The organism is Dapis hubbardiae BLCC-M172, assembly GCF_050016015.1.
Lineage (GTDB): Bacteria > Cyanobacteriota > Cyanobacteriia > Cyanobacteriales > Microcoleaceae > Trichodesmium.
In genome coordinates this window covers 1-13,901 of sequence record NZ_JBNHEQ010000060.1, presented here as the reverse complement: position 1 = coordinate 13,901, position 13,901 = coordinate 1, and the positions used below count along the sequence as shown (strand labels likewise).

Here is a 13,901-nt window from a genome sequence, read left to right as displayed (position 1 = left end):
GTGTCACTCTCCCATACGCTAGACTTTTTATTCAACGCAAAAAATATTAAAGTAGAAAGAAAAAAATAAGCGCGATCGCCACTAGAAAGGAAAAGGAAATCCTCTGAGATAGGCAAATAGTAATTACTCACTCTTTTAGTTAATCGAGAGAAATATACCGATCCTACCTCTATAGGATGAGAATAGAAAAATTTCTCCTTCACAGACACAGATTGTCATTTTCTCAAGCTCTAAAAAATTGCCCCCGTAGAAAGGAAAATTAGGTTGCATTCTCAAACCAACTCTGATACAATTATGTTATTGGGTGGCACTCGCCCATACGCTAGACTTTTTATTCAACGCAAGAAATATTAAAGTAGAAAGAAAAAAATAAGCGCGATCGCTCAACTCACTCTTTTAGTTAAAATTTCCACCCCTAAAATTAAATACCGAGAATAAAATATTTAGAGCTTGCTGAAAAGGTCTTTTTTTAAGGAGTAGGGGAGTAGGGGAGGAGTAATTTTTTTCCCAACTCTTGCTGAAAATAGGCTCATTTTTGAACATTAAGTAGGTCAAAACCTGATACTTTTTAGCAACCAAAAAAGGCTACAACCTTTATATGTAATCCTTACAGATTTAATCAGCAAGACCTATATTGTATATCCCCCAAAAAGGGGATAAAATATTGCACTTAACGAGAAAAGTTATTTAGCAAACTCAGACTGAATTTTTTCTACTTCCAGAGAGCGACCAATTAACACCAACTTAGTTTCCTTAATCTCTTCTTTTTGCCAAAGACGGTCATAAAAATAATCAAAGCGATCGCCTACCCCTTGTAAAACCAAACGCATAGACTTATTTGGCACTGCCACAAAACCCTTAACCCGATAAATCTCATAATTTGCCACTAAACCCTTCAACTTTTCAACCAACTCTTTCGGTTCAAACTCTTGCTCTAAAATTAAATTTACAGAATTAACTTCATCATCATGTTCGTGTTCTTCCTCCGTATCATGGTGACTAGGACGAGAATCTAAATTATCCTCAACAGCAGCATTAAAACCCAACAATAAATCTGGATTAATTTCCCCTCCAATACAAGGAACTATCTTAACAGTTTTAGGCAACTGTTCCTTCAAGCAATTTTGCACCTTATTAGAAATAGCTTCATCCACCATATCAACCTTAGTTAATAACACCAAATCAGCACAAGCTAACTGGTCTTCAAATAACTCCTCAATAGGTGTTTCATGGTCTAAATTTGGGTCAGCTTGACGTTGAGCTTCCAAAGCATCAATATCACCAACTAAACTACCATTTGCCACTGCCTCACAATCAACAACAGTCACAACACCATCCACCGTAGCAGAAGTCTTAATTTCCGGCCAACGAAATGCTTGTACCAAAGGTTTTGGTAATGCTAACCCAGAAGTTTCTATCAAAATAGAATCAATTTTTTCTCGACGTTTTAATAGTTCTTGCATAGTCGGAAAAAATTCTTCTTGCACAGTGCAACAAAGACAACCATTCGTTAGTTCAACAATATTATTATTAACATCTTCATCATCACAAACTTGACAGGAACGTAATAATTCTCCATCTATACCAACTTCACCAAATTCATTTACCAAAACCGCAATGCGACGACCTTGATTATTTTGTAATAAATGGCGAATTGTCGTAGTTTTACCACTACCAAGAAAACCTGTAATTACAGTAACTGGAATTTTAGCACTCATAATTTTATTATTTTAGGGAATAGGGATTTATTAATGGATAATGGATAATTAATAATTGATAATTACCCCTCCCTTTTAGGCAAAGGATTTACTAAAAGGAAAAAATTGATTTTTTTCCCTTTCAAGGAGAGGCTTTAAAGCAGAATTATTTAATTATTAATTATTTTGTACCTCATAACTTCGGAATCTGGTGTTAATAAGGTTGCTATATTTCTTAAGTTTCTGGAAAAGTTAACGGTGGAACTCTTGCCAAAACACCTTTTTTGAGTTTTTCAGGTCGTTCCGACCAAGACAATAATCCATCAGGTTTAGAATAATAAAGACTTGCACATTCTAATATTGCTTCTGACATTTCAGAAATAGTTTCAGTTTGATAAGGTATATCTCCAAATACATAAGTATGCTTACCAGGAGCAGCAAAAGAAACAGCACAAAAGTGACTACAAGCACTCATACATTCTACTGGTTTGATAGAAAAGCTATTACTTAATTGCCAATTTTGATGATGTTGGGAAACTTGTTCCAGTAGTTTTTCTCCCCCACTAATACCTTGTCTTTTTCCATCTTGCCAAACACTGGCGCAAGTAGTACAAACAAATAGAATATGTGACGTTGACATTTTATTTTTTTTTTGATAATTTGTAGGAATCAATTGAATTGTGGTACAGCAATTCTCATACATAAATTACTCAGGTGAAAATTTTAGCTTTTATTGTTCCTCTAGTTTGATTTTTGGATGACTGTAGTTCGTCAAGTCTTAGTGTAGAAAATCTATTTTTCCTAATATTATTTAAGAGTAATCTGTTCAAAAACTTCACAGTCACTTGGGGTGTGTAAAATTGATTGGAGTTTCATCGCGATTCAATTAAATAAAATATACAACCTAAAACTTTCTTCAATAAAGACCTTCACAAGGAATATAAAGGAAAAAAATAACTACCTTGCGGATTTTAGCTATCATAGCTAAGACCTTTGTTAACGAAGTTATAAGTTGTTTTTGTAATGAGGATTTTGAGAAACCTTCCAAAAAAATTGTGCTTGAAAATTCAGGGTTTTAGAAAAAATTATTTTGACAAATTCAGAGTAATTCAGAGTAATTCAGAGTAATTAATTAGGTGAAATAGAGTAACTACTCAAGGGTTAATAAAATACTTCTTTCTATCTCCTTAATCCTCAAATCATGCTGTCATTCAGAAAAGCTAAAATAAATGTACCTGACTAACTTGAAAAGTATTATCTGAGCTACAATATAGCATTTGTGAAAAACACCACTCCAATAGCACTTATGGCTAAACCTAAAAAACGGATTAAAGCCAAGAATTGATTTTGCCAATAATTACTAACTAATTCAGTAAACTTCATTGCCAATAATGCTATGAATAATTGAATAGCAGTAAAGCCTATCAAATATGCTAATAATGGTGTCATTTCTGCACCAATAATTGCTTCTCCATAAGCATAACCATGAAATATGCCAGCAATACCAGCAAAAATAATTAGTAATAAAGTATTTAGCTTTTGTTTAAAAGCTAACATTACACCAAAAACAACTACTGAAAAGGCGATCGCTATTTCTGTTAAAGGCAAATCAATACTGAGAAGATGAATACCTGTTCCTAGCATTGCTGTAGCGAGAAAAGATGCTAATATTAATATACCATTAGGGATTGTTGCTGCTATTAATCCGACTGCCACCACAAAAGCCAAATGATCGATTCCAATTATGGGATGTCCCATACCGGAAAGTAAACCTTCCCAAAAATTAGCTGGTGTTATACCCCCCATTGGATGGTGAGCCATTGCTGATTCTACTGTGCTGAAGAAAATTAAACTTGCACAGGTAAATATTACAGTAGCCTTGATTGTCTTAAACTGATTTTCCGCCCTAAATTTTGTAGATTTGCTATGTTTATATATCATCCGTACCTCGCAGATGTATTGTCTTCATGATTTTGTTTTAATGTTGGTGGGCATTCTGGCTTCAATAAATTTTAGATTTTATATTTAAAAAATTAAAAATATAAAATTAAAATTATCTCACAGTTGCGGGACAGCGTTGGATTTGCACCAAACTTTCCCCCTTACGTCTAACGGCTGACCTCCGCTAGATCCAACATAGATTAGTTATCGTATCACAGTATTCCTCATCTGACTCAAATCACTTTTAATTTTTACAAAAATTTCCACATTTTATTCTGCAAAAATTTGTTCAAGCTAGGGCGTGTCATCAATTGAGAATTGAGAATTGAGAATAACGAGTAATTACTTTCCCGCACATTCACCGAATCAATAAGAGTCAGTTTTTCCAAGGAACTTCCCCTAATTATCTTGAAAAAACAGCTTCCACAAAGAGGTGGTTGTATGTATGCTGTAGGTGTCAACCTCTTTAATTGATGACACATCCTAGCAGATCATTTCAGTTATTAGTTAGCCTCCTTGTTGTGAATGTCGAAGGCTATTTTACGGATAATTAAACAAATCTACTTAGTTATTATGTAACATTAAAATTCCTCAAATAAAAATATATAGAATATAATTTAAAATAGAAGTATCAATTATCAAATCCGACTTCAATATAACCAAAGTAAGGAGTTGAACTCAAGCACTTATCCTCAAATAACACGATTTAACCCCTTCATCATATAGTAAATATCACCATCACCAAGGAAAAAAAACAAATATGTCCAGATACGATTCCCACCTTAAATGTTCATTTTGTGGTAAGTCGCAAGATCAAGTCCGCAAATTAATAGCAGGTCCAGGGGTTTATATTTGCAATGAATGCGTAGAACTTTGTAACGAGATATTAGAAGAAGAATTATTTGAATTTAGCAAAAATACTACTTCCGCTAGTCTAATAGAACCACAATTAGAAAATCAAAGGCATTCAGGTAAGAAAAAAATTCCTTTAGAAAAAGTTCCCAAACCTACAGAAATTAAGCAATATTTAGACGATCGTGTAATTGGACAACACCAGGCAAAAAAAGTTCTATCAGTAGCAGTATACAATCACTACAAACGTCTGAGTTGCCAAACAAAAAATAATTCCCAGAAGAGTGTTGACTCTGATGTGGAATTACAAAAATCTAATATTCTCTTGATGGGTCCGACAGGTTGTGGCAAGACTTTATTAGCTCAAACCCTAGCAGAACTACTAGATGTACCATTTGCAGTTGCAGATGCAACAACTCTTACCGAAGCTGGTTATGTAGGAGATGACGTAGAAAATATTTTATTAAGATTATTGCAAGTAGCAGATTTAGATATAGAAACTGCTCAAAGAGGAATTATATATATAGATGAAATAGATAAAATTGCCCGTAAAAGTGAACATACTTCTATCACGCGAGATGTATCTGGAGAAGGAGTACAACAAGCTTTACTAAAAATATTGGAAGGGACAGTAGTAAATGTTCCCCCACAAGGTGGACGTAAACATCCCTATCAAGATTTTATTCAGCTTGATACTAGCTCAATTTTGTTTATTTGTGGTGGTGCTTTTGTGGGTCTGGAGAAAATTGTTGAACAACGACAGGGAAAAAAATCGTTGGGTTTTATTCAGACCGAAAATATTAATCAAGGTAGTATAGCTTTACCATCAAAAGAAAAACGGAATATTAATATACTGAAAAATTTAGAACCAGATGACTTAGTAAAATTTGGTTTAATTCCAGAGTTTATTGGACGAATGCCAGTTTTAACAGTAATTGACCCATTAGATGAAACTGCATTAATGAAAATATTAACCGAACCACAGAATGCTTTAGTTAAACAATATCAAAAATTATTGAAGATGGATAATGTCAAGTTGGAATTTCATAAGGAAGCTCTAACGGCGATCGCTCAAGAAGCATATAGACGTAAAACTGGAGCTAGAGCATTACGAGGTATTTTAGAAGAGTTAATGTTAGATATTATGTACGAATTACCATCCCGTCAAGATGTTACCCGCTTCACTATTACTAAAGAAATGGTAGACAAACGTTCTACTGCTGAGTTACTATGGCATCCCGCATGGCATAAACAACATGAGTCCGCTTAGAAGTTGTCTGTTCGAGATTAGATTTTAATGGGATATCATCAATTATTCTTCAGCCCTTGTGGTCAATGTAAAATGTAAAATTTCAACTAAGAATCATTAGACATCTCTAGAAAAGAGGCAACAGGCAACAGGCAATAGGAAGAAATAATTGATAATTTATGGATAAGAATTGATTTGATTTTTGATTTTTGGAGATGTCTATTTAGGTTTTATATTCCCTGTTGTCTTTGACAAAAATTGGATATATGGTCGAAATGTTAAAACCCCAGGGACGTTCTATAGAACGTCTCTACATTAGACATCTCCAATAATCAAAAATAACCCTATTATCGTACATAAATCATCAATTATTTCGGCGTTGGTAAATCAAGAGATGAAACTTTAAGAGTAATCTGTTTCTAATACTTCTAAATATCTAACCAGAGTAAGTAATGGGTATCATCACAAAAAGTCGGTACGCGGGAAACCCGCCAATTTTAACGGCGGGATGGAAGCGACCCGATGGGTTTTAACCCATAGTCACATTGACAATTTGAAATCCTAGTCGCTAATATAAGTATATAAGTATATTAGAGCGAAAACTCATTTATGTACCTCACCCAAAAGAACAAAATTAGAAATTTGTCTAGCACCGAATTTAAAGCATTAAGACAATTGTGCAGATTATCTAAAAATATGTACAATGTCGGCCTGTATTCTGTGCGACAATTCTATTTTTCTGAGGGCGGATATCTAAGGTATGAATCCAACTATCATTACTGCAAAAAAAATGAAAATTATCAGTTACTTCAAACCGATATTGCACAGCAAATTTTGAAAGTGTTAGATAGGTCTTTTAAGTCATTTTTTAACTTAATCCAAAAGGCTAAAGAAAGTTTATATCGGTTTGAACAAATCCGAATGCCTAGATACCTCAAAAAAGAGGGGTACTTTCCTTTAATAATACCTCGAATTAGGGTAAAAGACGGATATTTTAACATTCCAATGTCTAGGGAATTTAAAGCCGAATATGGTGCAGTAAAAATACCTTTCCCTGAAAGATTGGTAGGTAAGAATCTCAAGGAAGTTTCGGCTAAGAGCCGACATGAAAAGGATAATACCTAGATTTGATGCCCAGTTTTTTGAAGTAGAATTTATTACGGAGGAGGAGTCACAACCAGCAGTAAAGACAGATAATATAGTAGCAATAGACTTAGGGTTAGACAATAAGCGCCACTTGTGTATCGAATACTGGGTCATCGTTTATTTTAGACGGTAGAAAAATTAAATCAATCAACCAGTGGTACAACACGCGAAAATGCTAGATTGCAGTCTAGAAAGGATAAACAGGGCATTAAAGGTTTAACCAAAAAACAAATTAGTATTACGGTAAATCGGAATAATAAAATCAGAGATTACCTAAATAAAGTAGCTAGGTATTTAATCAACTGGTGTAGTAAAAATAGAATATCTACTCTAGTTGTAGGTGTTAATCCAGCCATGAAGCAAAATATCAATTTAGGCAAAAAAACTAACCAAAAGTTTGTACAGATACCACACCATAGTTTGAGGTTAAAACTGAAAGCTATGTGTGATAGATACGGGTTGATTTACAAAGAGCAGGAAGAATCTTATACATCTAAAGCTAGCTTTTTAGATAGTGATTTAATCCCTGTTTATAATGCTGATAATCCAACTGAATATAGTTTCAGTGGTAAACGAGTGAAGCGATGCAGCGCGGTCTTGGGGGTTTCCCCCATGAGCGACTGCATCAAGACAGCGTGGTTTGTACACAACTAGGGAAGGAAAATTGATAAATGCCGATTGTAATGGTGCTGCAAATATTGGAGTAAAAAGCAACCTGAATGGGTTTACCCCGGACAGATTAGAGGCATCTTTGGCTATGCCATTAAGGGTGAAATTTGACGTGAGGAAAGTCCGTCAAATTTGTTCCACTTAAGAATCCACGGGACTTTCAGTCCGTGGAGTGTCAACCCTATTGCAAAATCATCTTACCAATTACCAACGCCATGATTTCTCCCTACTCCCTACTCCCTACTCCCTATTTATAACAAATACCTGCTTGCTCAAACCGACGTAACGCTTCACCCAAACGTTCACACTCAGCAATTAAACTCATTCTCACATAACCTTCACCACCACTACCAAAAGCATTTCCAGGAGTTACCACCACCCCAGTTTTTTGCAAAACAGATAAAGCAAAATCAGTAGAACCTATTCCTGGGGGACAAGGAACCCATAAATACATAGTTGCCAGAGTCTTCCGCACATTCCAACCTAATTTCCCTAAACCTTGAATCAGAAAATCTCGACGTTGGCGATAACGTTCTTGAACCTGAGATAAATATTCATCCGGTAATTCCAAAGCAGTCTTAGCTGCTGACTGCAAAGCGGTAAACACACCATAATCCAAATTAGTTTTCAAAGTCCGTAAGCCTTGAATAACATGAGAGTTACCAACTACAAAACCTATTCGCCAACCAGCCATATTATAAGTTTTCGACATAGTGTGAAATTCTACACCAATATCTTTTCCTCCAGGAATCTCTAATAAACTGGTAGGTTGATAACCATCAAAAGCCAACTCAGCATAACATAAGTCGTGAACTAGCAAAATTTCATACTTTTTCGCAAAAGCAACAATATCCTCAAAAAATTCTCGTGGAGCAGTAGCGCCAGTAGGGTTACTAGGATAATTAAAAAAGAAAACTTTTGCTTGCTCTGCCACATTATCAGGAATATCTCCCAGATCGATAATCCAATCATTTTCTGGTTTCAGTAAAATACTATGAACCTTACCACCAGCAATTAAAGGACCCCGAAAATGTGCGGGATAAGCAGGATTAGGTGCTAAAACTAAATCTCCCGGATTTATATATGCCAAAGCTAAATGAGTTAAACCCTCTTTAGAACCTAAAAGTGGCAAAGCTTCTCCATCAGGGTCAAGCTCTACACCATAACGACGAAGATACCAATCAGTAATTGCTTTGCGGAAACTAGCACTACCCTCAAAAGGTGGATAACCATGATTAGTAGAATCTTGTAAAGCATTAATGGCAGCTTCAACAACAGGTTGAGGAGTCGCCCCATCCGGGTTTCCCATTCCTAAATCAATTAAATCTAGTCCTTGTTCGCGGGCGCGAGCTTTCAGTTCATCTAAGCGGGCAAAAACGTAAGGTGGTAGTGCTTGTACCCTGTCTGCTGGGTTAATAGAATACATATATTATTTGACAAATATATTTTACAAAAAAAATTGGATTTATTGACAATTAATAATTACCTTTTTTCCAAAGAACAAAGATTGACTAAAATCAAATTTGGCGTTGCTTTTTTCGACTTGAAAGTAGAGGCTTTAAATATTTAGATTATTAGTTATTAATTGATTTATCAAAGTAATTAGGAATTTAAAAAAGCCTCAATGGTAAGGTACACCAAATAGAAAAAGGAAAAAATGTGATAATTTTCTACATTTTATTATTTACCAACAAATTAAGTTATAAAGACTCTCCAATCATAGATAAAAAAGAAAAAAATCCTTTTACTAATGGATAATTGATAATTAATCCCCGGAGGTTTCAAGCCTCTCCTTTTCAATGGATAATTGATAATTAGAGATAGTTTTCATAATCCACTATTTATTATCCATTATTCATTATCCATTATCAATTAATGAACCAATCCTTCTATTACTGAAGAGGTAGTTCTTAATTATGGCTATTCTAGAGTAGCTATGATAAATTACTACAAAATAAACTTCATAACCCTTGCTCTGGAAGGATTATGGGAATATAAAAAAGCAATTCCCATAAACCGGGATTTTTATTTGGTTGAATCCTCTGCTATTTAAGGGTTTAGAGCTATTTAAAATACTAATTTGTTATAACCAGTCTAGGAGAGCCTTAATTATTAATTATTAATTATTAATTATTAATTGTTAATTGTTAATTGTTAATTGTTAATTGTTTACGATAGTATCAATATCTGAATTAGTTCCCAAATTTTGTTTCTCTAGCTCCAGTGAAACTGTTGTAGAAACCATTGCTGCTACTAATTGCTCTGGAACTACTTTAAATGGTAATCTATGAATGTCAGAATTTGGATTACAAGCAACTTCAGCAACACGCCATAATTCAGATAAAGTGATTTCTTTCAAACCTAAGTCATTTAAGCTTTTTGGTAAACCAATCTCATCGTAGAATTTTAACAGTTGTTGTCTAGCAGTTACGGCTAGTTGATTGCCTTGTACCATTTCTTCTAACCTTAGCTGAACTAATATACCATAAGCAACTTTTTCTCCATGTAATTTGCCATGACTAGCAGACAAATGAGTTAGGCCATTATGAATAGCATGGGCAGCCACAGTCCGACATTGCGCCCCACCAATACCTCCAATTAAACCAGCTAATAATACTGTTGCATCCACAACTTCTTGCCAGATTTCTCCTCCTGGTTGTTCCAGAGCAGCAGTTGATTTTTGAAAGAGGATATCCCTTAATACTCTAGCTTGCTGGACAGCAGCAATAATCATTGTTTGCTCTGAGTGGCCACTGCTGACTGAGGCTTCATACCATTTGGCGATCGCATCTCCAATACCAGCTATTAAAGTTCTGGGAGGCCCAGTTTTGATAATCCCATAATCTAGAATTAGCAATTCTGGACATCTAGCTAAACTTACATCATATAAGAAAGCGCCTTGGTCTGAGTAGATATTTGATAGTGCTGTCCAAGCTGCACAAGTAGCTGCTGAGGTAGGAATGGTAATTATGGGTAAATGACATTGGTGAGCTAGGAGTTTAGATGTATCAAGAGCTTTACCACCACCAATACCAATTATTAAGTCTGCTTTGTGGGTGGCTACAGTTTGACGGAGATTAGCCAAGCTTGTTTCACTACAGTCTGAGCCGTAGTTAGCCTGGGTAAATTTTAAATTATGGATTTTTAGTAAGGGTTGGAGGTAGGGTTGGATGGTACTCAGGGAGCGATCGCCTCCAACTATCAGGGGATTATTGCCAAGACGGGCGATCGCCTCTCCTGATTCGGCCAGAGCATTTTTCCCTCGAATAACTTGAGCTGGGGCGATATTTAGGGATAATAAAGTTGTGGGTGGTTGGGAAATATTGCTTGATTTAATCATGGCAACTAAGGCACTTGTTCGAGTCAATTTTATTGAGTATAGGCAACTATTGTTATATTTGTCAGGTTTTCTCGAAAAATTTTAAGATTTTTTTCTATATTAAAATTTATACTAAAAATTATCAAGCTTTTAACTGCCTACTATGTGAAATATAATTATTTTCTAGGATGGATATATATTGTTTTTACTCTTGAAATTATAAGTAATTAAGATATTTCATTCTTGTTCCTCCTAAAATATTTCTCAATTTACCTATTTGAACAGTTATCTATGTCACATATTTTTTTCAAGATAATTGAACTTTTATAAATATTTGTTAGTTTTAGCAGATATTTGTTATCATTAAACGCCTTTTGATGTTAAAAAGTTAAGTGAGGATATGTTTAGCCAATTTTTCAAACAGGTCTAAAAGGGATAAAAAAGAAAAAAATTCCTTTTAGTCAATCCTTATATTACAGAAAATGTAATTATTAATTATTAATTATTAACTATTAACTGATAAAATTTAGGAGCAAAGATAATGAAAGGTTCATTTGCTAAATACGCTCAAGAAAGTAGTACAGAGGTAACATTTTATTATATGGATGGTCACACAGAAACCTTCAGTTTACCAATTAATGCACAACAATTTCAAGCACAATTACAACAATTACTTAAACAGCCTTGGATTACCTTTCATTTAATAGATCAAACAGTTTGTATTTGTACTGAGAAAGTTATGAAAATAGAAATTAAACCACCCATAAATCAAATGCAAGGAGAAGGAGTATTTGCTAATTCTCAGAGAATAACTGCTTTACAACGTAACGTTGGCAGATAAGCAGATAATAAATAACTTAATAGCTGAATGCTTACAAAACAGATAAGTATTTATTCCCAAAAATCAAAGGCAAGAAATTCTATTTTCTTTTAACTATCTATACTATATTGATAATAAATCATTTGCTGGGAAAATTGTCTCTTGGACTAAAGCTGATTGCTGGGAACCCTCAAAAAAATCTGTCTTTCTTAGTTCCCCTTGAATTTATTGCACAGTATGACATCTTACAGCAGTTTTCAAGTTGATGAGGTCAAAAATTCTGCGACATTAGGGAGTAGGGAATCGGGAAAAAATAATATTAAAACTGTACCTCACTATTCGCGCAAAGTGCGGTAAGACTTAATACCTGTAATTAGTAACTGTTTACTGGCAACTGAATACAGGTAAGTAATTTTTTATATAATTACTTTACCCAGTAGTATCAGATAGTAAAATGAGATAAAGGGTGCATTTCAAGTAACTTAATTTCCACAAAAATAAATATAGATATTGCCAACTATTTAAGGATAATAAAAAAAATGCTGGATTCACAAAAGCCCATAACCTCTGATGTTCAAAAAAGTAAATTAGATCAACGCGCTCCTAACAGAATTTTCAGTTTTAGTCACGGTACTATAGTTGGTTGGTTGCGTACAATTTTATTTGTATTTCTAGATGGAACTTTAATATCTCTTGCTTGGAAAACTGCTCAGTGGATGAGCAGTAATCTCAAGACTTTTCAAGTAATTTCATCTTTCGATTTAGTCGGAAATTCTGTAAATAAACCAGGATTTTTACTACCAATTTTACTAATTACACTTAATAGTATTGCTGCTGCTGGATTTTATGGAGAGCATCAAAATCGTTATCAATATTTTAGGTTAATCAAAAGTCTTACTTTTGCCCAAGTAATTGTACTATTTATAGCTTTCCTCTACGAACCAGAGGCAATTTTTTCTCGTTCTACTTTTTTACTGGCATGGTTATTTAATCTGATATTTGTACTGACAGCTCGTTTAATTGTAGAAGCAACTATTACAATAATTCACAGACGAGGTTCTCTCCGCCAGAAAATTTTTTTAGTGGGTACTCATCAGGATACTTTAGTGGCACACATTGCTCTGAAGTTAGTCAGTAATAACGAATATGAAATCTTAGGGGAAGTAGATGTATCTACTAAAGAAAATTGCAGTCACTGGCAAGATATTTTAGAAGAGATATCTGAGCAAGGAGTGGGAGAAATTTTTGTCTGTTCTTGGCACTCAATTCCAGACCACATGGAATTTTGTTGGAGCGTAAAAACAGCAGGTATTCATCTACGGATTTTACCAGTTGGTTTAAGTATTCCCACTCAAATACCCAAAATAGAGATGATTGGTGGGATACCCACAATTCATTTAAGTCCGCCAGCAATTGTAGGTGTTGATTATTGGATAAAGCGTAGTTTTGATTTACTTTCTTCAGGTTTGTTTATTTTGTTAGCGGCTCCTCTACTATTATTCATTGCAGCTCTTATTTACCTAGATTCTCCAGGACCAATATTTTATAAACAAACTCGAATGGGTTTGAGAGGGCGACATTTTAAAGTTTGGAAATTCCGCACGATGGTAGTTAATGCCGATCAATTAATCAAAGAGTTGGAGGCGAAAAATGAAACTAAAGATGGTGTGCTATTCAAGATGAAAGAAGACCCGCGCATTACTAAAGTTGGCAAGTTTCTCCGGCGCTATAGTATTGATGAACTGCCTCAATTAATGTAGTGAAAGGTAATATGAGTTTGGTTGGACCTCGCCCACTACCATTACGAGATGTTGAATGTTTTAAACCACACCATTTTGCACGACAAAATGTTTTGCCAGGAATTACAGGTTTGTGGCAAGTATCGGGTCGCTCAAATATTCTTGATTTTGAGAATGCCTTCCGCCTAGATATGACTTATATCAATAATTGGTCTTTGGCTATGGATTTTCAGATTTTACTAAAGACAGTCAAGGTAGTTTTGGCTAGACATGGTGCGTATTAAGAAACTTCTTGAATTAGCTCCTCAATATTTTTCTGATTAATTTTCCACATTTCCTCTTCTTCCCAAATCCACCTACTATTTACCCGCTCGACTGTACCATCAAAGGTGACATCCTCCCGACGCCGACCTGACGGTACGGCGCAGGCTTCCAAACCTCACAGTTTGGCATTCCTAGTTTTTCTCTC

Annotated in this window: 10 protein-coding genes, 2 pseudogenes and 1 riboswitch; of the genes and pseudogenes, 6 read left to right on the top strand and 6 right to left on the bottom strand. The window is 34.7% G+C overall.

The features are described from left to right. Positions 1–683: 683 nt before the first annotated feature. The 3 genes from cobW to ACP6PK_RS06025 all read right to left on the bottom strand — a co-directional run bounded on the left by cobW (position 684) and on the right by ACP6PK_RS06025 (position 3,638). Positions 684–1,718 (bottom strand): cobalamin biosynthesis protein CobW, encoded by a 1,035-nt coding sequence (cobW, locus tag ACP6PK_RS06035; protein WP_426558619.1) that lies wholly within the window; start codon positions 1,716–1,718, stop codon positions 684–686. Between the two features lie 214 nt (positions 1,719–1,932). Then, the gene (locus tag ACP6PK_RS06030; protein WP_426558617.1) at positions 1,933–2,337 is read right to left on the bottom strand and encodes a DUF1636 domain-containing protein; all 405 of its coding nucleotides are present in this window, start codon (positions 2,335–2,337) and stop codon (positions 1,933–1,935) included. Positions 2,338–2,960: 623 nt separating this feature from the next. After that, positions 2,961–3,638 (bottom strand): HupE/UreJ family protein, encoded by a 678-nt coding sequence (locus ACP6PK_RS06025; protein ID WP_426558615.1) that lies wholly within the window; start codon positions 3,636–3,638, stop codon positions 2,961–2,963. Positions 3,639–3,666: 28 nt separating this feature from the next. After that, positions 3,667–3,848: riboswitch (cobalamin riboswitch) on the bottom strand. Positions 3,849–4,398: 550 nt separating this feature from the next. On the opposite strand from ACP6PK_RS06025, the gene clpX reads away from it, so the two are divergent. The 4 genes and pseudogenes from clpX (at position 4,399) to ACP6PK_RS06005 (ending at position 7,699) form a co-directional block, all read left to right on the top strand. Next, positions 4,399–5,760 (top strand): ATP-dependent protease ATP-binding subunit ClpX, encoded by a 1,362-nt coding sequence (clpX, locus tag ACP6PK_RS06020; protein WP_426558613.1) that lies wholly within the window; start codon positions 4,399–4,401, stop codon positions 5,758–5,760. A gap of 675 nt (positions 5,761–6,435) precedes the next feature. Then, positions 6,436–6,864, top strand: coding sequence for a hypothetical protein (locus tag ACP6PK_RS06015; protein ID WP_210407230.1), 429 nt, complete (start codon positions 6,436–6,438; stop codon positions 6,862–6,864). 177 nt (positions 6,865–7,041) lie between these two features. After that, positions 7,042–7,539 (top strand): annotated as a pseudogene (locus ACP6PK_RS06010) (IS200/IS605 family accessory protein TnpB-related protein); the annotation flags it as partial. Between the two features lie 10 nt (positions 7,540–7,549). After that, the gene (locus ACP6PK_RS06005) at positions 7,550–7,699 is read left to right on the top strand and encodes a hypothetical protein (RefSeq protein WP_168186384.1); all 150 of its coding nucleotides are present in this window, start codon (positions 7,550–7,552) and stop codon (positions 7,697–7,699) included. Positions 7,700–7,801: 102 nt separating this feature from the next. Here the strand turns inward: ACP6PK_RS06005 and ACP6PK_RS06000 are convergent, their stop codons facing one another. Together ACP6PK_RS06000 and ACP6PK_RS05995 are read right to left on the bottom strand one after the other, a co-directional pair. Beyond that, positions 7,802–8,980, bottom strand: a complete 1,179-nt coding sequence (locus ACP6PK_RS06000; RefSeq protein WP_094672481.1) for an aspartate aminotransferase — start codon at positions 8,978–8,980, stop codon at positions 7,802–7,804. A gap of 735 nt (positions 8,981–9,715) precedes the next feature. Next, the gene (locus ACP6PK_RS05995; protein WP_426558695.1) at positions 9,716–10,894 is read right to left on the bottom strand and encodes an iron-containing alcohol dehydrogenase family protein; all 1,179 of its coding nucleotides are present in this window, start codon (positions 10,892–10,894) and stop codon (positions 9,716–9,718) included. Between the two features lie 520 nt (positions 10,895–11,414). Here ACP6PK_RS05995 and ACP6PK_RS05990 point away from each other — a divergent pair. Together ACP6PK_RS05990 and ACP6PK_RS05985 are read left to right on the top strand one after the other, a co-directional pair. Next, the gene (locus tag ACP6PK_RS05990; protein WP_426558610.1) at positions 11,415–11,714 is read left to right on the top strand and encodes a hypothetical protein; all 300 of its coding nucleotides are present in this window, start codon (positions 11,415–11,417) and stop codon (positions 11,712–11,714) included. 518 nt (positions 11,715–12,232) lie between these two features. Then, positions 12,233–13,716 (top strand): annotated as a pseudogene (locus ACP6PK_RS05985) (sugar transferase). On the opposite strand, the gene ACP6PK_RS05980 reads toward ACP6PK_RS05985, so the two are convergent. Next, positions 13,713–13,868 carry a hypothetical protein gene (locus ACP6PK_RS05980; protein WP_426558608.1) on the bottom strand — a complete coding sequence of 52 codons (156 nt, stop codon included), beginning with the start codon at positions 13,866–13,868 and terminating at the stop codon, positions 13,713–13,715. The pseudogene ACP6PK_RS05985 and the gene ACP6PK_RS05980 overlap by 4 nt on opposite strands. Between the last annotated feature and the right edge of the window lie 33 nt (positions 13,869–13,901).